Origin of the sequence: Salipiger bermudensis, assembly GCF_020171625.1 — a bacterium.
GTDB lineage: Bacteria > Pseudomonadota > Alphaproteobacteria > Rhodobacterales > Rhodobacteraceae > Salipiger > Salipiger bermudensis_B.
Window position 1 is genome coordinate 619,182 of the sequence record NZ_JAIUZY010000001.1, and the last position, 17,287, is coordinate 636,468.

A 17,287-nucleotide genomic window follows, 5' to 3' on the forward strand; every position below is an offset into this window, starting at 1 on the left:
CCCGAGGGCCGGTTGCGCATCTTGCCTCTTAACACCGGCCCCGCGATCCCCTATCTGCCCCTTCATGACACAGAGATTGCACATCGTCGGCGGCGGCATGGCCGGATCGGAAGCCGCCTGGCAGGCCGCAGAGGCGGGCATTCCCGTGGTGATCCACGAAATGCGCCCCAAAGTCGAAACCTTTGCACACCGCACCGGCGACCTCGCCGAGATGGTCTGCTCGAATTCGTTCCGCTCGGACGATCACGAGCAGAACGCCGTTGGTCTCCTGCACTGGGAAATGCTGCAGGCCGGCGGGCTGGTGATGCGGCAGGCCTACACCCACCGCCTGCCGGCGGGCGGCGCGCTCGCGGTCGACCGTGACGCGTTCTCGGCTGGTGTGACGCAGACGCTGCGCACGCACCCGAACGTCTCGGTCTCCGATGAAGAGGTCACCGAGCTGCCCGAGGACGGCCAGTGGATCTTTGCCACCGGCCCGCTGACCTCCTCCGCGCTCGGCGACGCCATCGCCCGCGAGACCGGCGCCGACGCGCTCGCCTTCTTCGACGCCATCGCCCCCATCGTCTATTTCGACAGCATCGACATGGACGTGGCGTGGCTGCAGTCGCGCTACGACAAGGGCGAGACCGAGGAAGAGCGCAAGGCCTACATCAACTGCCCGATGACCAAGCCGCAATACGAGGCCTTCATCGACGCCCTGCTCGCCGCCGAGAAGGCCGCCTTTCACGAAGGCGAGACCGCGGGCTATTTCGACGGCTGCCTGCCCATCGAGGTGATGGCCGAGCGCGGCCGCGAGACGCTGCGGCACGGCCCGATGAAGCCCATCGGCCTCACCAACAGCCACAAGCCCGAGGACAAGGCCTATGCCGTGGTGCAGCTGCGCCGCGACAACGCCCTCGGCACGCTCTACAATATCGTCGGCTTCCAGACCAAGATGAAGTACGGCGCCCAGACCGAGGTGTTCCGGATGATCCCCGGCCTCGAGAACGCCAAGTTCGCGCGGCTCGGCGGCATCCACCGCAACACCTTCCTCAATTCGCCCACCCTGCTCGACAATCAGATGCGGCTGCGCTCGAGGCCCAACATCCGCTTCGCCGGCCAGATCACCGGCGTCGAGGGCTACGTGGAATCCTCCGCCATGGGGCTCGCCGCGGGCCGCATGGCCGCCGCCGAGATCCTCGGCCGCCCGCTGCCCGAGATCCCGCAGGACACCGCCCATGGCGCGCTCATCCATCACATCACCGGCGGCGCCGAGGCCAAGACCTTCCAGCCGATGAACGTCAATTTCGGCCTGTTCCGCCCGGTCGACGGGCTCAAGGGCGGGCGCCGGGGCCGCAAGGACCGCTACAAGGCCTATACCGACCGCGCCAAGGCCGAGTGGACCGGTTGGCTCGCATCACAGGAGGTGCCCGCATGAACTATGTCCTCGCGCTGCTGCTGCCGCCGCTGTCGATCCTGCTCACCGGGCGGCCGATCCTGTCGATCGTGGTCTTTTTCGTCTGGGTGCCGGCGATCATCTTCTCCGGCGGGTTGACCCACCCGATGTTCATCCTTCTGGCGTGGATCCTGATCTACCAGTCCGGCGAAGAGCGCCGCACCCGCCGCATCGAGCGCGCCTGGCGCGACGAGGACTGAGGGACGCGACGGCCACGGGCGGCGCGCCATGCCGCCCGGTCTCCCACTGCCACACCCTCACACCGGCCAGTCTCGCACCAGTGACGTTGACGCTGGCACGCGTCTCCGCCTAGGGTGGCGCGCCATGATCACCCGCTTCGCCCCCTCGCCCACCGGCCCGCTGCATCTCGGCCACGCCTACTCGGCGCTGCTCAATCACGATCGGGCCAAAGCGGCCGGCGGCACCTTCCTGTTGCGCGTCGACGATCTCGACCAGAGCCGCGCCCGCCCCGAATGGGAGGCGCAGCTCAAGGACGACCTGCGCTGGCTGGGCCTCGACTGGCCAGAGCCCTGCCGGCGCGAATCCGAGCATCTTGGCGCCTACGAGGCCGCGCTCGACCGGCTCTGGGACATGGGCCTGCTCTACCCCTGCCACTGCACACGGCGCGACATCCGCGACGCGCTCTCGGCGCCGCAGGAGGGCGCGCCGGTGAGCGGTCCCGACGGGCTGGTCTATCCCGGCACCTGCCGCCCGGCCGCACCACCGACCGGCCCCCGGCCAGAGGACACGACGCTGCGGCTCGACATGGCCCGCGCCTGCGCGGCGCTCGCCCGCCCCGTGAAGTTCGAAGAAACCGGCGCCGGCCCCGATGGCCAGACCGGCAGCATCGAGACCGCGGCGCAGGACATGGTCGCCACCATCGGAGACGTGGTGCTGGCCCGGCGCGAGATGGGCGCCGCCTACCACCTCGCGGTGGTGATCGACGACGCAGTTCAGGGCGTGACCGAGGTGATCCGCGGCCGCGATCTTTTCGAAGCCACCCGCATCCACGTGCTGCTCCAAGGCCTGCTCGAGCTGCCGACACCGCGCTACCACCATCACCGCCTGATCCGCGACGAGACCGGCAAGCGCCTCGCCAAGCGCGACGACGCCCGCGCCATCGCGCTCTACCGCAGCGAAGGCCGCACCCCGCGAGAGATCCGAGACATGGTCAGCCTCTGAGCGCCACGCCCCTGTCTTCTCTGGTTCAAAAATACCTCGGGGGAGTTGCGGCACAGCCGCGACGGGGGCAGCGCCCCCAGGCCGCCATCGCCCGCCAGCGCAACCGGCGGGCACACGGCGCCCCGGCTCACTCCGCCATCGGCGCCATGATCTCGACCTCGTCGCCGTCGCGCAGCGCGGTAAAGAAGCACGAGCGTCGGTTGGTGTGGCAGGCCGGTCCGGTCTGGCGCACGAGCGCCAGCAGGCAGTCGCGGTCGCAATCGACGCGAAGTTCCACAAGCTCCTGCACATGGCCCGAGCTCTCGCCCTTGACCCAGAACGCCGCCCGCGAGCGCGACCAGTAGGTCACCCGTCCGCTCTCGAGCGTGCGCGCCACCGCGTCGGCGTTCATCCACGCCATCATCAGCACTTCGCCGGTTTCGGCCTCCTGGGCGATGCAGGGGATCAGGCCCTTGGCGTCGTAGACCAAAGTCTCGGGATCGAAGCTCATGGGGCAAAAATCCTTTTGCAGCCGGGAAATCCGCCCCTATTTAGGAGACAAGACCGGAAAGGGAAAGCCATGTCCGCCGAGACCGACCTCATCAAGCTCTATTCGCAGCGCATCCTCGCCCTCGCGGCGGACATCCCGCGCACCGGCCGGCTTGAGGCGCCCGATGCCAGCGTCAAGAAGCGCTCGCCGCTCTGCGGCTCGACGGTGACGGTCGATCTCACGATGCGCGACGGCGTGGTGTCGGATTACGCGCAGGACGTGAAGGCCTGCGCGCTCGGTCAGGCCTCGGCGGCGGTGGTGGGCGACGCCATCATCGGACGCAGCCCGGAGGAAATCGCCGCGGCGCGCGATGCCCTGCGCGCCATGCTGAAAGACGACGGCCCGACCCCACCGGCGCCGTTCGAGGAGCTCGAGGTGCTGCGCCCGGCGCAGGCCTACAAGAACCGCCACGCATCGATCCTGCTGGCGCTCGACGCCGCCACCGAGGCCGCGAGCCAGGCCGCCGAGGCGCAGAGCGCCTGACGCTTTCGGGCGGCTCGCCCTCCCTTGCCCCACGTTCACGCATAAAAAAACCGCCGCGCTCCGGGGGACATGGAGGCGGCGGTCAGTGGCGTGTCTTCTCGAAGATCGGACCGGCCATCGCTCCCAGGCAGTGGAGCATCAGGCGGGGACAGCCGCCGCGCGTCGGGGACAGATGACGCGCGGACCGGACCGATCGGAAAGACCGCAGGCAGAAACTGTCAGAAACCGGGCAGGTGCAGCGCCCCGATCAGGATGACGACCAGAGACATGCCGCCGATCATGTCGTGGATCAGCGTGTTGTCGCTGCGCGAAAGAACCTTGCGAAGTGTGTCCATCATGGTGTCGATCCCTGTTCTCGGTTTTGTTGCCACTTTGTTCTCATACAGACAACGGTCTGTAAAGAACTTTTTGAGAACATTTGTGAACGCGGGTTGAGAACATGCCCCAGAGATCGGCCAAGGCATTGATAAATATTAGTTAACGGAGGAACGCTTTACGAGGACACTTCGCACGTCGCACAAGTTCGACGGGAACGAAGGCGCCTCACCCGACCGAGATCAGCCGGATCGCCTCGTCCTGTCGCATCAGCCACAGCAGCATCTTCGCCGCCCGCCCGCGGGGGCTGTCGAGCGTGGGATCCTCGGCCAGAAGCTTGCGCGCGTCGCTCTGCGCCAACGCCATCAGGCCGGACTGATGCTCGAGATCGGCCACCTTGAAGCGTGGCAGGCCCGATTGCGCCGTGCCGATCAGGTCACCCGCGCCGCGCATCTCGAGGTCGACCTCCGAGATGCGGAAGCCGTCCTCGGTCTCGCGCAGGGTCTTGAGGCGCTTCATGCCGGCCTCGCCCAGCGGCGACTGGTACATCAGCAGGCAGGTGCTGTCGCCCTCGCCGCGGCCCACGCGGCCGCGCAGCTGGTGCAGCTGCGCCAGCCCGAACCATTCGGCGCGCTCGATCACCATGATCGTGGCGTTGGGCACGTTGACGCCGACTTCAATCACCGTGGTCGCCACGAGGACCTGGGTGTCTCCGGCGACGAAGCGCGCCATGGCGGCATCCTTCTCCGCCGGCGGCATCTGCCCGTGAACAAGGCCCACCACGCCCTCGCCAAGCACCGCGCGCAGCCGCTTGAACCGCTCCTCGGCGGCGGTCAGGTCGACCGCTTCGCTCTCCTCGACCAGCGGACAGACCCAATAGGCCTGCCGCCCCTCGGCCACCGCCTCCACGAGATGCTCGACCACCTCCTGCATCCGCTCGTCCGAGACCAGCGCGGTGCGGATCGGCTTGCGCCCCGGCGGCTTCTCGTCGAGCACCGAAACATCCATGTCGCCATATTGCGCCAGCGCAAGGCTGCGCGGGATCGGCGTCGCGGTCATCACCAGCACATCCGCGCCCGCCCCCTTGCGCCCCAGCTCGAGCCGCTGGCGCACGCCGAAGCGATGCTGTTCGTCGACGATCGCCAGCCGCAGGTCTCGGAACGCCACGTCGGCCTGAAACACCGCGTGCGTACCAACGAGGATCTGGATGTCGCCGCGCGCCAGCGCCGCCAGCTTGGCCTTGCGCTCGCTGCCCTTGTCGCGCCCGGTGAGGATCTCGACCACCACGCCGGCGCTTTCGGCGAGGGGCCGCAGCCCCTCGAGATGCTGGCGTGCGAGGATCTCCGTGGGGGCCATCATCACGCCCTGCCCGCCGGCCTCGACCGCGATCAGCAGCGCCATGAAGGCCACCAGCGTCTTGCCCGCGCCGACATCGCCCTGCAGCAGGCGGTTCATCCGCTCGTCCGCCGCCATGTCCCCGGCGATCTCGTCCATCGCCCGCATCTGCGCGCCGGTGGGCCGGAACGGCAGCGCCGACAGAACCTTGCGCCGCAGCGTGCCGTCTCCTTGGGTGGCGCGGCCCTTGCCCTTGCGGCGATGCACCCGCGCCAGCGCGAGGGTGAGCTGATGGGCCAGGAGCTCGTCATAGGCCAGCCGCGCCCGCGCCGGCGCAGCGGGCGACAGCGCGTCGGCGCCCTCGGGGGCGTGCGCCGCCTGCAGCGCCGCGCGCCAGTCCGTCCAGCCTTCCCGCGCTTTCAACGGCCCGTCGATCCACTCGTCGAGCTCCGGCGCCTTGGCGAGCGCATCCGCGCCGGCCCGCGCCATGAGCTTCTGCGTCACCCCGCCGGTGAGCGGATAGACCGGCTCGAAAGCGGGCAGGCTCGCCGCCTCCTCGGGGGGCAGGATATGATCCGGGTGAACCATCTGCGCCATGCCGTCGAACAGCTCGACCCGCCCCGACACGATGCGCCGCGATCCCTCCGGCAGCACCCGCCCGAGATAATCCGAGCGGCCGTGGAAGAACACCAGCTGGAAGCTCGTCTGCGCATCCTCGACATGGATGCGATAGGGCCGGCCCTTCTGCGCCGGCTGCATGTGGCGCCCGACCGTGACCTCGACCGTCACCACCCCCGGAAGGGTCGCCTCCTGCACGCTGTCGCGCGGGCGGCGGTCGATCACCCCGTGCGGCAGGGTAAACAGCAGGTCGCGCGGCGCCACGATGTCGAGCCCCTCGAGCGCCTGCGCGGTCTTCGGTCCGACCCCGTCCAGCGACTTGAGCTCCGCGAAGAGCGCCCAGAGGGCTTCGGGCCTCTGGCTCATCGGCTCAGCCCCCGATCAGCGCCAGCCAGGCGTCCTCGTTCATCAGCTCGACCCCCAGCTCGCGCGCCTTGGCCTCCTTCGAGCCCGCGCCCGGGCCCGCGACAACGATGTCGGTCTTCTTGCTCACCGAGCCCGAGACCTTGGCGCCGAGCGCCTCGGCGCGCGCCTTGGCCTCGGCCCGGGTCATCTTCTCGAGGCTGCCGGTGAAGACCACGGTCTTACCGGCGACGGGGCTGCCGTCGGTGGCCGGCCGCTCGGCATCCTGAATGTCGAGCTGCGCCACCAGCCGGTCGATCGAGGCGCGTTCGGTGGACTGGCCCAGCGAAGTCACAAGCGACACCGCCACGGTCTGGCCGATGCCGTCCACGCCGACCAGATCGTCCCACGCGGCGCGCGCCTCGGGCGAGACCGCCGGCGCTTCGGCCCAGGCCGCATCGCGGATTTCCTTCAAGCGGGCGCGACGGGTCTCGGCCTTGGCGGCGATGCGCTCGGCCTCGACGGCCTGTTCGGCATGGCGATAGCGCTCGGCCGCCGGGCGCGCCGCGTCGATGGCCGCGATCATCGCCGACCAGCTCAGGTAATGCCGCGCCAGATCGTTCGCGACCACCTCGCCCACATGGCGGATCCCGAGTGAGAACAGCACGCGTCCAAGCTCGATTTTGCGTTTCTCGTCAATCGCATCGAAGAGGTTGTTCGCGCTCTTCTCGCCCCAGCCCTCGCGGTTCTTGAGCTGCTGCAAGCCCGAGCCGTAACGCTCTCTCAACGTGAAGATTTCCGCCGGCTCCGAGATCCAGCCATCGCGGTAGAACTGCTCGACCTGCTTGGCCCCGAGTCCTTCGATGTCGAAGGCGGCGCGGGACACGAAATGCTTCAGCTTTTCAACCGCCTGCGCCGGGCAGATCAGGCCGCCCGAGCAGCGGCGCACGGCGTCGCCTTGCTCGCGGATCGCCTCGGAGCCGCATTCCGGGCAGGTTTCGGGGAAGGCGTAGGGCGCGGCCCCGTCCGGGCGTTTCGACAGGTCGACATCGGCGATCTTGGGGATCACGTCCCCGGCGCGGTAGACCTGCACCCAGTCGCCGACCCGGATGTCCTTGCCGTCCCGGATCGGGGTGCCGCTGGCGTCGCGCCCGGCGATGTAATCCTCGTTGTGCAGCGTGGCGTTCGACACCACGACCCCGCCCACCGTCACCGGCGTGAGCCGCGCCACCGGCGAGAGCGCGCCGGTGCGGCCGACCTGGATGTCGATGGCCTCGAGCCGAGTCCATGCCAGCTCGGCGGGGAACTTGTGAGCGATGGCCCAGCGGGGCGTGGTCGAGCGGAAGCCGAGCCGCGCCTGCAGCGCCAGATCGTTGACCTTGTAGACCACGCCGTCGATGTCATAGCCCAGCGTGGCGCGCTGCTCTTCGATGCGCGCGTAATGATCGAGCATCTCCTGCGGGCCATCGCAGAGCCGGGTCAGCGGGTTGGTGTCGAAGCCGAGCTTGGACAGTCGCTCGATGGCGCCCATCTGGGTCTCGGCCAGCGGCGCCGAGAGCTCGCCCCAGGCATAGGCGAAGAATTTCAGGGGGCGCGCGCGGGTGACCTCGGGATCGAGCTGGCGCAGCGAGCCGGCAGCGGCGTTGCGCGGGTTGGCGAAGGCTTTGCCGCCCCGCGCCTCCTGACGCGCGTTCAGCGCCTCGAAATCGGCGTGACTCATGTAGACCTCGCCGCGTACCTCGAGCAGCTCGGGCGCACCCGCGAGCTGCTGCGGGATATTATCGATGGTGCGGGCGTTGGCGGTGACGTTCTCGCCGGTGGTCCCGTCGCCGCGCGTCGCGGCCTGGATGAGGGTGCCGTTCTCGTAGCGCAGCGACAGGGACAGCCCGTCGATCTTGGGCTCGGCAGTGAAGGGCAGCGGCGCGTCCTCCCCGAGGCCCAGATAGCGGCGAATCCCCCGGTCGAAATCGCGCACCTCATCGTCGTCGAAGGCGTTTGACAGCGACATCATGCGCTGCGCATGACGGATCTTGCCGAACCCCTCGGCCAGCGCGGCGCCAACCTGCTCGCTTGGGCTGTCCTCGCGCTTGAGGCCGGGGAATCGCTCTTCGATCTCGAGGTTCCGACGCTTCAGCGCATCATACGCGGCATCGCTGATCTCGGGCGCGTCCTCGGTGTGGTAGGCGAGGTTTGCCTGCGCCAGAAGCCCGGCCAGCCGCTCGAGCTCGGCCCGCGCCTGGTCTTCGCTCAGGGCCTCGACTTCAATCTCGCTCGCGGTCTCGCCTGTCGCCTGCTCTGCCATTTCGGGCCCCCGTCATTCAGCCGTCTGGCGGAAGGTTTAGGGCGCGGAGCCGGCGGCGTCCAGCCGACAGCTCAGGCTGAGGCGGCCATTGCGGACGGCTCGTCCGATCGCGGCTCGGGATCGCGCAGCACGTACCCCCGGCCCCAGACCGTTTCGATGTAGGTCTCGTCGCCCGTCGCCTCGCTCAGCTTCTTGCGGAGCTTGCAGATGAACACATCGATGATCTTGAGTTCGGGCTCGTCCATGCCGCCATAGAGGTGGTTGAGAATAGCGTAGAAAACTACGCTATAACAACGCTACTGCGCAAAACGTTTCAACGGACAAAGCGAAAACGCATCATGAATCTTGAAACGCCCGACGGGACGACAAAAAAACCCGATCAGCCCCTATCCGGGGTTCCAGCCGACCATCCGAACCGCACTTCTTCCGGGCGCCCTACCCGCCCGCACCTGGAACACCGGAGCCGGGCAAGCGCCACTTCGGTCATGACCCAGCCGGTTCCGTCCCGATCAGAACGCTGCAGGTCTGCCATCAAGACGGTGCTGTCGCGCCCACAGGCGCAGGTCAGGAGGGCATAATGGCCGCGGCGCATGGCGCTACTATCGTGACTGCATCACAAGACGGAAATTCTGCGCCAGCCGCTTTTGCGCTGTTGCAGGCTCGATGCCGGCAGAGAGCGCCAGCGCCGTCGCCGCGTCGATTAAGCTGGCAAAGGCCGCGACGGCATCTCCTTCGCATTCACGCACTGTCCTACGAACAAGCTCGCATACCCGCTCATCGTGACTATCCCCGATAGGCATTTCTTCCCCCCTTTTCCTTTCGACCATACCGTGTGGGCCGACGCACCCAGTGCAGCTGCCAGAACCAGAAAATCAGATCTCGCACGCTCGGGCCTCATGTTTCTTGCTCGGCGACTTGCTTGGTGATCTCAGAGAGATCCGTTTCAACCTCCTCCAGAGATCGCCCCTCGACCAACCCCTTACATTGTCCCAGTCGTGCTCTCTCAGATATTGGCGTGCCAGGTTACCACAGAGCGCACCCGCAGCGAATTCTTACGTGGCGGAGCCACTCTTGAAGCTATCTCGCAACTGGAGGTTCGGCTCTTACAGGCTGCTGCGTGCCTTTTTCGCATCGCTTACGAGCAGGAAAACTCTACCTCTAACAACTATCGAGACTTCGCTCTACCTAGAGATGCGAATATGGACAAAATTGCCGCATCTTTTAGCGGTTCCTTGGCAGGGTGAACCGATGTCGAAGATTGTGACGATGATCGAGAGCGCCTCGGTCATGCTGCTTGCGGTTTTGGCCGTGAGCATGATCTACAGCAAATTCTCCCGCCAGTACTGGACAAAGAGCGTTCTACTGGGATTGCTTTTTGCTTTCGTCGGCATCCTAGTGATGGAAAACTCGGTCGAGATTGTCGAGGGTATCCGGACCGATCCACGAGGCGCGGTGGTGGTCCTGTCTGCTGCATTCGGCGGGCCCTTAAGTGTCGCGATCACCGCCCCCTGTCTCGCGATAATGAGGTTGATCCAAGGCGGTATGGGCGCTGGTCCCGGTGCCATCTACATTTTAGGCGTCGGCCTCGCATCCGGGTTGGCGTGGGTCTGGTGGTTTCGCATCGCCAAGGCACGCCTCAGCATTCCGTATGTTGTGGTGCAGTCGGTGATCGCCGGGACAGTGCCGGCGATAATACTGCTTTTTGTCAGCAAAGCCCCTTGGGAAGTTTTCTTCATCTCCAACGCCCTTAGCGCACCGACGAACTTCGCGGCGACGCTGATCATGGGGACGATGCTGGTGCGCGATCTGGACCGCGCCGACGCCATAAAGCTCGGCGAAGAAAAACAGGCTCAAATCAACGCGATATCCGAGCATGCCCCGGTGGTCCTATTCCAAATCGTTCGCGCCGCTGACGGAGCCCCGAGCTTCACCTATGTCTCACGCTCCGCCGAGTCCATTCTGGGTATCGCTCCAGGCGATCTGCTACACGATTTCACTGCAATAAATCGCATCTCCGACACGCCTACCGCGGGCGAAATCAACTCGAAGCTCAACGCTTCAGAGGAGGAATTTACCCCTTGGAGCTTCGAGCTTCAGTGCCTGAGGCACACCGGCAGCGAAAAGTGGCTGCGCGTTCATTCCGGCATCCGCAAGGATCTCGATGGCCGAACAACTTGGGATGGATCCTTTATCGACATCACTGAGGAGAAGATTGCCGCAAAGCTGAAGGACGAGTTCATTTCGACTGTCAGCCACGAACTGCGGACACCACTGACGTCCATCCGCGGTGCCCTGCGCCTCGTCATCGGCAAAGGATCCTCGGGGCTTCCCGAAAAAGTTCTACACATGCTTAACATCGCCGATCGCAACTCCGAGCGGTTGGTTCTGCTGATCAACGACATTCTCGACATGCAAAAAATCCGAGCCGGGCAGATGCAGTTTTCGCTCAGCTTGCAAGACCTGCAGAGCCATGCCGAAAACGCGCTGGCCTCTTCCGAGAACTATGCGCCAGAGAAGGAGATCTCCTTCGTCCTAGATGATCGCGCCGCCGGCAGAAAAGTGAACATCGATCCTATCCGTTTCGATCAGGTCCTCGCAAACTTGCTGTCCAATGCAATAAAGTTCTCACCAAAAGGCGGAACCGTCACACTTTCTATCCTACAGCTTGCGGATAAGCTGCGGGTGTCGGTGAAAGACGAGGGCGTTGGGATTCGAGCAGAGTATGCAGACCAGATCTTCCAGCCGTTTAGTCAGTCGGAAACGTCATCAACCCGAAGCGTCGGCGGAACCGGACTCGGCCTCAGCATCAGCAAGGGGCTGATCGAAGCAATGGACGGGCATCTCAGCTTCGAGTCGGTTGAAGGTCACGGGGCAACGTTTCACATCGATCTGCCCGCGATAGAAGTGCCCGCTCACGCCGATCATAGTACGGCGGAACCAGGCGCGATAGGTCGGCGCCTTCTAATTTGCAGCGATGACAAAGCTTTCACTCAGATGGTGAAGGAAGCGGCCCAACTTTGCGGACTGTTCCCGGACTCATCTGAGAATTTGGATGCAGCACTCAGCTTTGCCAAACAGGGAAACTATGCCGCCCTACTGGTCGACGGAGATACCATCGCCCCGGAAGCTGCATTGGAGAAAATCCGCCGAGACGATTGGGCACGCCATCTTCCGGTGATTGTAGCTTCGCGAGAAGAGGGCGGAATGGTCGAGGGCGCGATCGCTATTCTCCCGAAAGAGGCAACCAAGACCGAGCTTCAAGAAGCTTTGAACGAGGTGCTGTCTTCCCGCCAAATTCAATCGCACGTCCTGTACGTGGAGGATGACGCATACTTGCACGAGATCTTCCAGCAGAGCGTCGGAGATAAAGTACGGCTGACGGGCGCCCGAACACTCGCCGAAGCTCGAGCAATTATCGCGTATAACAAATTCGATTTGGTCCTGCTCGATCTGGAGCTACCAGACGGCCATGGTGCTCAGTTACTGCCGATCCTACCGCCTTCGACATCGGTCATCGTGTTCTCTGCTCACGATGTGGATACGCATATCAGCCAGCGCGCGAGTGCAGTCTTTACCAAATCGCGAACAAGAGAGACGGACGTGGTCGAAGCGGTGCTGAACGTCCTCGACGCCTCAAATTCGCTTGGTTCGTCGAACGTCGACGTTCTCTAGATCCCGTTAATGTTAGAGGCCTGATAATGAAGATTCTGCATGTCGACGACGAAGCGGACATCCGGGAAATCGCCGAGATGGCGCTGTCTCTTGACCCCACGTTCGAAGTCGCATCCGCGAAAAGCGGAGCGGCCGCCCTTGAGAGTATCTCAGATGACGCTCCCGACGTCATACTGCTCGACGTAATGATGCCTGAAATGGATGGGCCGAGCCTTCTGAAGATCCTGCGCGCCCGCCAAGAAACTGCAGATATCCCGATCATCTTCATGACGGCCGCGGTTCAACATCAAACGGTCGACAATCTGAAGTCGATCGGCGCGATCGGGGTGATCGGAAAGCCGTTCGATCCGATCTCGCTGGCGGATGAGATAAAAGCACTGTTGCCATGACTGGGAAGCGGGCCTCAGCAGGGTTCCAGTACGGCCACCTCGAGAGATGATGGAAAGCGAAGCTAGTTCAGCGGCGCATTGAGCGCGCATCATCTGGTTCGACTCCGCCTAGGCCGTCGAACTGCTCGCTTGGTTGGCGAAGATTCTGAGATCCGTGGCTGAGGCCGACATGCAGTGACAAGCTACCGATGTCATGCAGTGGTTTTTTGTCGCCAATGTCACCAGAACACCACCGCATCAACCTGTCTCCCATTTCAGGTGTATTGAGGGCTCCGCCTTTAACGCTCCGCGCAGTGCAGTCTTTGATGATCTTTAGGACATCTCGTGTATCTTAGCAGAGCGTCGGATGGACCGAGAGATCGAGCTGTCTGGCGCAGGAAGGTACCTTCGGCAACATTCGGTATGCGCGAGTGACAATGAGAACCCTCTCAAGACGCCACGTAGTTTCTGCCTTTGGCGCAGTGACCATGGTCGGATCGCCGAGCTGGTCTTTTCCGCCCTCGTCATCGCCTGTCCTTCGCGGCTTCAACCTAATTGAAAGTGAAGATGCTCCGTTCGGAAGTATGGAAGCCGAAACCAGTATCCATCGGTTGGCCGCGACCGGAGCGACTGCCGCTGCCATCGTGCCGTTTCTCTGGCAAGCCAACGCTTCGTCGGATGAGATCATCATGGGTAATGCTGTGCCGGAAGACAGGATACGCGCTGGGATCGCACAGGTCCAGGCTGCCGGGTTGAGCGCGGTTGTTAAACCGCACGTCTGGGTTCCGGATCGCTGGGCAGGGGCAATATTGGTCGAGGGCGAGGGCAAGGTGCGTTGGCACGATGCTTACCGTAAAATTCTTCTTGAGCTGGCAGGCATCGCCCAGAACGAGCAGGCCGAAGTTCTAGTCCTCGGCACCGAACTACGGGGAATGTCCGACGGCCCGCGATGGGCAGAGCTGATCAAAGAAGTCCGACGGTCCTTTTCCGGAAGATTGACATATGTCGCGCACGGCGCAGACGAAGCGGAGCGTGTGGCCTTCTGGCCTCTTCTCGATGCGGTTGCCGTTTCTCTCTACCCACCCCTTGGCGCCGACAATGCCCAAGAGAATTGGAGGCGCGCCATCGAGACAGAACTCGACAGGGTAGAGGCCGTCGCCCGAAATGTTGAGAAGCCAGTGTGGATCGCAGAAATTGGCATTCGATCTGCCGAAGGCGCTGCGGCTCGGCCATGGGAAAGTGCCGAGGAACGTGCTGCACAGCCCGACCTGCAGCTCCAGGCAGCGGTGCTCTCGCAGTGGCTGCACGCCCTTAAAGATCGAAAGATCGACAATGTCTGGATCTGGCGGTGGCTGACGGACCCGGAAGGCGGTGGGCAATACGATACAGACTTCACCGTTCAAAACAAACTTGCCGAAAGCCGTATTGGAGATTGGTGGCGAGAGTATTGAGCTGCAGAACGATCCAATTCGCGAGGCCCATGCGCGACTGATCGGCTTTCGGGAGGCACCGCCCGTTTAATCGGGCACCAGAAAATTTGCCTGTTCTCCTGATCGCAGGTCGGTGCGCACGGCATAGAATGCCGGGACGCACGACGCCCGCCCGACCACCACCAGCACCGCGCCGGTGGATCTCGTCACCAGCTGCAGTACCGCCGGCCGTATTCGTTCTCGACCCGGATCTGCTCCACGTCCTCACGGTCGGTCTTGAGCATCTGGGGCGCTGTCACCGCGGCGTCGAAGCGCTTCTCACCCGGCACGACATCGCAGAAATCCCCTGGCACAGCGCAGGCGCTAAGGCTCAGAAATACCGCGCAACAGCTCATCGTCCGTTTCATTGGAGATCTCCCTTTTGAGGTTGAGCATGTCCCGGCACGTGTCGAGCCGGGCGGCGGCGTCCTGCGCCCGGTCGAGCTGGAACCACAGCACGAGGCACAGCGCCATGAGGGCGGCGCAGAGCGCGATCAGGAGCTTGCTCAGCATCGTCACACCTGCCGCAAGTTGTTGATGACGACGGCGGCATAGACCGCGTTGAGGAGCCAGATCAGCGGCTCAGCGCCGGCCCACCAGATCAGGGCGGCGGCAATCGCGGCCACGAGGATCTTCGGGGCCCACCAGAACCGGCCGAACCAGTCCATGAGCTTGGCAACGACAGGGTTCCGCTCGTAGCCGCCCGCCTCGAGCACGCGGATGGTGCTGAGCACGTCGCAGACCTGCAGCAGCGCGAGGATGGTCAGGGAGAGGGTCATGCCGCGCCCACCATGCACAGGCGGTGCTCATCGGTACGACGGTTGACCAGTCCGCGCAGGACGCGCCCGCCGGCTTTGTTCCACCACGTCAACGCCTCGCATCCCCCGGCAACGTCACCCGCGTTGAGGCGGCGCGTGGCAGTGCTCTTGCCGGCAGCCGAGACGCCGACGTTGTAGGCGAGGCTCGAATAGGCGGCATCCCTGGTCGGCGGCAGGCGCCGCGCTCGGGTGTCAGCCGTGAAGTGGCGGTGCAGCCCGGCGCGGTATTCGAGGATCCGCCGGCCGAGCATCGCGGCGCACTGCTCGGCAGTGTACTGGTCGCCGGGCCGCACGCCCTGCGTCTCGCCGTAGCAGACCGTCCAGACCCCCACCGGATCGCGGTATGCCTTGGTCTCGAGCCCCTCCCATTTCGAGACCAGTGGGATCGCCACCTCGAGAAAGGCCTCCTCCGAGGTCCGCGCCTGCGAGACAGCCGGCGCGACGGGCGCCGGAGCATGGGCGCGCTGCCCGGTCATCAGGGCCCCGCCCGCGACCAGCACCAGCGCCAGGAGGCCGATCATCGGCGCGCTGCGCACCTTCGTTCGGTCGATGCCCTGGTCCTTCAGCCGCCCGATCATCCCGTAGATCCACGCGGCGAAGGCGGCTACCCACCAGAACCGCGGGTTGGTGTCGATCCCGGCCACGACCCAGATCAGGTCAGGCAGGATCAGAAACAGCCCGGTGAGGTAGAAACCCCACATGCTGTGCGATCGGCGCGCGACGGCGCCGGCATTGTCAATCAGTCGCATGGTCATTTCTCCATGAAAAAAGCCCGGCGCGATGGCCGGGCGTTGGGGTTGTATTCAACTTGTTGATCTGCTCATGTTCGCGCGCGAGTGCCGCGCTAGACCTTCTTTCCCCAGGTCATGCCGCCTCCCCCAGGCGGACGCGGCGCTCGCGCCTAGTCTCACCAGAAATGAGTGTGGATCAGGTATCGCTCATCGCGGCAGCAGCCGGTACGGGAGGCCCTCCGTGCGATCCTCGAGAGTGGTCTCTCCGTCCGTACCGGGGCACCGGTAGGTCAACGTCAGATAGACGACGATCCGGCCAGGTCGGAGCACCTCAGGCGGGACCATCTCGACCCTTAGGCGCTGAGTGTTGGTGTCGATCTGGCGGCTGACCGGGCCCTTGCGTGACCGTTCGCCCGGCGTCGGGATATTGAGCTCATCTGTGAAAATAGGCACCCAGTCGATGAGCCGGCACCCCTCCCCCAGCCGGGTGCGGGCAACCACGAGGATCATCACCACGTTATCACCTTGCGTCACCGGCTCCTGAATGTAGCTGAGCCCGTCCGGCTGGCGGATCACCCGGTCCTCGCCGTTCGCCCGCGCCACGTCGACCTGCAGTTGCTGCACCGTCGCCTCAAGTCGGCGGAAGTCATCCACGAAATTGGAGGCCATGCCGTAGATGTCCCGTAGCGGGCCGAGGGTCATACCCCAGATCAGGCTGCACCCGCCGAAGATCGCTGCGATGGCACCCATGATTTTGCCCGCCTCGATTATCCGGCCTTTCCAGGTGCGCGGGAACTCGTCACCGGTCATGCTGTTTTCTCCCATTGGGCCTCCGATGGTCCGAGGTCATAAAAAAGCCCGCCGGCGGCGGGTCGTGTGGTGCGATGGTCGAGCGTATCAGGACGGCCAGTAGATCGGATCTGTGAAATCCTCCGGGATCGGGCCGGCATCCTTGATCGCCCAGCTTGCCTGCATCACGTCTTCGATCCACGTCATGCCGGCCTGGGCCAGCTCCACCGCCTGTGCGCCGGTGAGCATGTGCTCGGTGTTGGCGTCGTCGCGGAACAGAATGTCGGCGGTGCTGTCGTTCGCTGCGACGCGTGCGGCCCCGCGCTGGAGAAGCGAGAGCATCACGGTCTGATCGAAAGGCAGGCCGCGCAGGGGCACGTCGCCAATGCCGGTGACGGTCACGGTGGTGCCTTCCGCGATGAGTTGGTCGCGGTGCTGATGCAGCGCCACCTTCCGGCGAGCCTGCTCTTCCGCTACCTCTGCCTCTTTGCTCTCGTCGGTGCGAGTGATCGAGATCATTCCGGCACCTCCGCGACCGCGCTGCTCGGCAGGTAGGGCGCAGGTGGTGCGACATCGATCGAGTAGCGGCCCGCGTCCTCAAAGGCCAGCGTATCCGACCAGTCTTCTGTCTCGGTCACCATCCTCAGGACCGCCTCGCCGAGTTGATCGACGATGGTAACTCTTGTCCCAAGGGGAAGCGGGGGGATAGCGAGGTTGTTCCCGTCCAGCTCGGGCAGTTCGATCCGGGGCCGAGGCAGGAACCACCCCTCGCTGTAGTAGCTGTCCTGAACAACAGACACCTGATCGTCTGCGATTTCGATAGCCCCCTCGATACCGAGGTCTATGTTGTGAATCTGCTGGACGCATCCGGCGCCATTCAGGATTACGTAGTGTGCCAT

At 64.5% G+C, this 17,287-nt stretch carries 17 protein-coding genes and 1 pseudogene; 7 read left to right on the plus strand and 11 right to left on the minus strand.

Translation table 11 applies throughout. The features are described 5' to 3' along the window. The first annotated feature begins 64 nt into the window (after positions 1–64). From trmFO to gluQRS, 3 genes are all read left to right on the plus strand, one after another. A complete protein-coding gene (trmFO, locus tag LCM15_RS02905) occupies positions 65–1,417 on the plus strand; it encodes a methylenetetrahydrofolate--tRNA-(uracil(54)-C(5))-methyltransferase (FADH(2)-oxidizing) TrmFO (RefSeq protein ID WP_224852812.1) in 1,353 nt (450 codons plus the stop codon). Beyond that, on the plus strand, positions 1,414–1,635 hold the full coding sequence (locus LCM15_RS02910; RefSeq protein ID WP_224852814.1) for a hypothetical protein: 222 nt from the start codon (positions 1,414–1,416) through the stop codon (positions 1,633–1,635). The genes trmFO and LCM15_RS02910 overlap by 4 nt, the downstream gene beginning before the upstream one ends. A gap of 124 nt (positions 1,636–1,759) precedes the next feature. After that, complete coding sequence (gene gluQRS, locus LCM15_RS02915; RefSeq protein WP_224852816.1) at positions 1,760–2,617, plus strand: tRNA glutamyl-Q(34) synthetase GluQRS; 858 nt, start codon at positions 1,760–1,762, stop codon at positions 2,615–2,617. Between the two features lie 127 nt (positions 2,618–2,744). On the opposite strand, the gene hisI is transcribed toward gluQRS, so the two are convergent. Next, positions 2,745–3,107 carry a phosphoribosyl-AMP cyclohydrolase gene (gene hisI, locus LCM15_RS02920; protein WP_224852818.1) on the minus strand — a complete coding sequence of 121 codons (363 nt, stop codon included), beginning with the start codon at positions 3,105–3,107 and terminating at the stop codon, positions 2,745–2,747. 69 nt (positions 3,108–3,176) lie between these two features. On the opposite strand from hisI, the gene LCM15_RS02925 reads away from it, so the two are divergent. Continuing rightward, positions 3,177–3,629, plus strand: a complete 453-nt coding sequence (locus LCM15_RS02925; protein WP_224852820.1) for an iron-sulfur cluster assembly scaffold protein — start codon at positions 3,177–3,179, stop codon at positions 3,627–3,629. A 543-nt stretch (positions 3,630–4,172) separates the two neighbouring features. Here the strand turns inward: LCM15_RS02925 and recG are convergent. The 3 genes and pseudogenes from recG to LCM15_RS02940 all read right to left on the minus strand — a co-directional run. Further along, complete coding sequence (recG, locus tag LCM15_RS02930) at positions 4,173–6,263, minus strand: ATP-dependent DNA helicase RecG (protein ID WP_224852822.1); 2,091 nt, start codon at positions 6,261–6,263, stop codon at positions 4,173–4,175. A gap of 4 nt (positions 6,264–6,267) precedes the next feature. After that, entirely contained in the window at positions 6,268–8,541 is a 2,274-nt protein-coding gene (ligA, locus tag LCM15_RS02935) for an NAD-dependent DNA ligase LigA (protein WP_224852824.1), read from the minus strand. A 71-nt stretch (positions 8,542–8,612) separates the two neighbouring features. Then, positions 8,613–8,807: pseudogene (locus LCM15_RS02940) on the minus strand (helix-turn-helix domain-containing protein); the annotation flags it as partial. A gap of 982 nt (positions 8,808–9,789) precedes the next feature. On the opposite strand from LCM15_RS02940, the gene LCM15_RS02945 reads away from it, so the two are divergent. From LCM15_RS02945 to LCM15_RS02955, 3 genes are all read left to right on the plus strand, one after another. Beyond that, complete coding sequence (locus LCM15_RS02945) at positions 9,790–12,213, plus strand: ATP-binding protein (protein ID WP_224852826.1); 2,424 nt, start codon at positions 9,790–9,792, stop codon at positions 12,211–12,213. Between the two features lie 26 nt (positions 12,214–12,239). Beyond that, on the plus strand, positions 12,240–12,602 hold the full coding sequence (locus LCM15_RS02950; RefSeq protein WP_224852828.1) for a response regulator: 363 nt from the start codon (positions 12,240–12,242) through the stop codon (positions 12,600–12,602). A 467-nt stretch (positions 12,603–13,069) separates the two neighbouring features. Continuing rightward, positions 13,070–14,032 carry a glycoside hydrolase family 113 gene (locus LCM15_RS02955; protein ID WP_412103268.1) on the plus strand — a complete coding sequence of 321 codons (963 nt, stop codon included), beginning with the start codon at positions 13,070–13,072 and terminating at the stop codon, positions 14,030–14,032. A 185-nt stretch (positions 14,033–14,217) separates the two neighbouring features. Here LCM15_RS02955 and LCM15_RS02960 read toward each other — a convergent pair whose 3' ends face one another. The 7 genes from LCM15_RS02960 to LCM15_RS02990 all read right to left on the minus strand — a co-directional run bounded on the left by LCM15_RS02960 (position 14,218) and on the right by LCM15_RS02990 (position 17,287). Continuing rightward, positions 14,218–14,418, minus strand: coding sequence for a hypothetical protein (locus LCM15_RS02960; protein WP_224852832.1), 201 nt, complete (start codon positions 14,416–14,418; stop codon positions 14,218–14,220). After that, entirely contained in the window at positions 14,375–14,563 is a 189-nt protein-coding gene (locus LCM15_RS02965; RefSeq protein ID WP_224852834.1) for a hypothetical protein, read from the minus strand. The genes LCM15_RS02960 and LCM15_RS02965 overlap by 44 nt, the downstream gene beginning before the upstream one ends. 2 nt (positions 14,564–14,565) lie before the next feature. Further along, a complete protein-coding gene (locus LCM15_RS02970; RefSeq protein WP_224852836.1) occupies positions 14,566–14,829 on the minus strand; it encodes a DUF5658 family protein in 264 nt (87 codons plus the stop codon). After that, positions 14,826–15,617, minus strand: a complete 792-nt coding sequence (locus tag LCM15_RS02975) for a lysozyme (RefSeq protein WP_224852838.1) — start codon at positions 15,615–15,617, stop codon at positions 14,826–14,828. Before LCM15_RS02975 ends, LCM15_RS02970 begins: the two co-directional genes overlap by 4 nt. A 189-nt stretch (positions 15,618–15,806) precedes the next feature. Beyond that, positions 15,807–16,409, minus strand: coding sequence for a hypothetical protein (locus LCM15_RS02980; RefSeq protein WP_224852840.1), 603 nt, complete (start codon positions 16,407–16,409; stop codon positions 15,807–15,809). Positions 16,410–16,496: 87 nt separating this feature from the next. Further along, positions 16,497–16,907, minus strand: a complete 411-nt coding sequence (locus LCM15_RS02985; protein ID WP_224852843.1) for a hypothetical protein — start codon at positions 16,905–16,907, stop codon at positions 16,497–16,499. Next, positions 16,904–17,287 carry a hypothetical protein gene (locus LCM15_RS02990; protein WP_224852845.1) on the minus strand — a complete coding sequence of 128 codons (384 nt, stop codon included), beginning with the start codon at positions 17,285–17,287 and terminating at the stop codon, positions 16,904–16,906. Before LCM15_RS02990 ends, LCM15_RS02985 begins: the two co-directional genes overlap by 4 nt.

Coding starts and splice junctions, on each gene's coding strand:
- trmFO (WP_224852812.1), top strand. CDS start 65: ATGACACAGAGATTGCACATCGTCGGCGGCGGCATGGCCGGATCGGAA.
- LCM15_RS02910 (WP_224852814.1), top strand. CDS start 1,414: ATGAACTATGTCCTCGCGCTGCTGCTGCCGCCGCTGTCGATCCTGCTC.
- gluQRS (WP_224852816.1), top strand. CDS start 1,760: ATGATCACCCGCTTCGCCCCCTCGCCCACCGGCCCGCTGCATCTCGGC.
- hisI (WP_224852818.1), bottom strand. CDS start 3,107: ATGAGCTTCGATCCCGAGACTTTGGTCTACGACGCCAAGGGCCTGATC.
- LCM15_RS02925 (WP_224852820.1), top strand. CDS start 3,177: ATGTCCGCCGAGACCGACCTCATCAAGCTCTATTCGCAGCGCATCCTC.
- recG (WP_224852822.1), bottom strand. CDS start 6,263: ATGAGCCAGAGGCCCGAAGCCCTCTGGGCGCTCTTCGCGGAGCTCAAG.
- ligA (WP_224852824.1), bottom strand. CDS start 8,541: ATGGCAGAGCAGGCGACAGGCGAGACCGCGAGCGAGATTGAAGTCGAG.
- LCM15_RS02945 (WP_224852826.1), top strand. CDS start 9,790: ATGTCGAAGATTGTGACGATGATCGAGAGCGCCTCGGTCATGCTGCTT.
- LCM15_RS02950 (WP_224852828.1), top strand. CDS start 12,240: ATGAAGATTCTGCATGTCGACGACGAAGCGGACATCCGGGAAATCGCC.
- LCM15_RS02955 (WP_412103268.1), top strand. CDS start 13,070: ATGGTCGGATCGCCGAGCTGGTCTTTTCCGCCCTCGTCATCGCCTGTC.
- LCM15_RS02960 (WP_224852832.1), bottom strand. CDS start 14,418: ATGAAACGGACGATGAGCTGTTGCGCGGTATTTCTGAGCCTTAGCGCC.
- LCM15_RS02965 (WP_224852834.1), bottom strand. CDS start 14,563: ATGCTGAGCAAGCTCCTGATCGCGCTCTGCGCCGCCCTCATGGCGCTG.
- LCM15_RS02970 (WP_224852836.1), bottom strand. CDS start 14,829: ATGACCCTCTCCCTGACCATCCTCGCGCTGCTGCAGGTCTGCGACGTG.
- LCM15_RS02975 (WP_224852838.1), bottom strand. CDS start 15,617: ATGCGACTGATTGACAATGCCGGCGCCGTCGCGCGCCGATCGCACAGC.
- LCM15_RS02980 (WP_224852840.1), bottom strand. CDS start 16,409: ATGACCGGTGACGAGTTCCCGCGCACCTGGAAAGGCCGGATAATCGAG.
- LCM15_RS02985 (WP_224852843.1), bottom strand. CDS start 16,907: ATGATCTCGATCACTCGCACCGACGAGAGCAAAGAGGCAGAGGTAGCG.
- LCM15_RS02990 (WP_224852845.1), bottom strand. CDS start 17,287: ATGGCACACTACGTAATCCTGAATGGCGCCGGATGCGTCCAGCAGATT.